This window comes from Pseudoalteromonas sp. Z9A6, assembly GCF_011378805.1.
Classification (GTDB): domain Bacteria; phylum Pseudomonadota; class Gammaproteobacteria; order Enterobacterales; family Alteromonadaceae; genus Pseudoalteromonas; species Pseudoalteromonas distincta.
In genome coordinates, this window is sequence record NZ_WTKZ01000123.1 from 1 (window position 1) to 1304 (window position 1304).

The 1304-nt window shown below is 34.8% G+C and carries 1 protein-coding gene; it reads left to right on the top strand.

What is annotated here, in order from left to right; all coding sequences use genetic code 11:
* Nucleotides 1-1225: IS4 family transposase (locus tag GQR53_RS20455; RefSeq protein WP_165745052.1), on the top strand; the 1225-nt coding region annotated here is incomplete at its 5' end.
* Nucleotides 1226-1304: the final 79 nt, after the last annotated feature.

Consider the following 1304-nt stretch of genomic DNA (forward strand, 5'->3'; position numbering starts at 1 on the left):
AAAAAAACTGAACCGACTTGGTAAACAAGTAGCATTTACTAAAAGAGAAAGAAATATTACCGCATTTCATATGGTTGTTAGTCTTGTTGCTGCGCTTGGGGATAAAAAAACGATCTATTTATCCGAAATATTAAGAGTTTATAACCAGCTAACAGGGCAGTCTATTAAGTATAAGCCTTTTCATAACCAGTTAGTTAAACCTGAACTAGCTGAACTAATGCGAGAGGTAACAAATAGAGTTTTTAATTGTTGGATAAATGATGCGCTTAAGTACACTAAAAAAGATTTGTTCAAGTTTGAGAATATTTTAATTCAGGACGGTAGTTCTATTATGCTTCATCGTTCTTTAAAAGATGTTTTTCCTGGGCGATTTTCAAATACGTGTCCAGCAGCCATTGAATTGCATGCTACTTTAAATTTAACGCAAGGTTGCTTTGAAAAAGCAGGTATAACACCAGACAGTTACTCTGAACGTGAAGAACTTCCAACATTTAAAGAGTTGAAAGGACAGTTGTTACTTGCTGATAGAGGATATTATTCAGGTAGTTATATTCATGAATTAGATAAAGCAGGAGGATTTTACGTATTAAGAGCGAAGGGATTAAAAGCAGTCAGAGTACATAATGCTTTTAAGCAAAATGGACAGGAATTAACAGGAAGTCATTCCCCAAAGTTATGTGAATTGCTTCCCGAATTACCTAAAAATGATCTTATTGATATGAATGTTAGCATAAAAAACAAGCTAACAAGAGTCGTTGGGTATTGGTCAAAAAAAGAAAAACAATATACATTTTTAGTCACTAATTTATCTATTGATGAATTTACAGCGACTGAAATAGGCAAATTATATAGGTTACGCTGGCAGGTTGAATTACTTTTTAAGGAGTGTAAGTCTTATAATAATTTACGCGGCTTTCAAACATCAAACGCAACCTTACAAGAGGCGCTAATTTATGTAAGTTTAATAGTAACCACGCTTAAAAGATTTTTAACTGGCTGTATTGAAAAGATATTTAAAACTGAAATGTCTACAATGACAGTAGCAAAAACAACGGGTGTTTGGTGGATTGCCATATTAACAGCGATTATTAGGAAGCATAGGAAAGGATTGTTAAATGCAGTTAATGGAGCATTTGACTTTCTGAGGAAAAATGCAGCTAGGGCACACCCCAAACGCGATCGAAAAACAGGAGTATTTCAGTATGGGGTAGAGCCAAATTTTTAAGGCTGTACTTAATGTTTTTCTTAAGTACCTACCTATGACATGGATGTAGGTAAGGGGCGTGAGCAGGACGCGGAAGCTT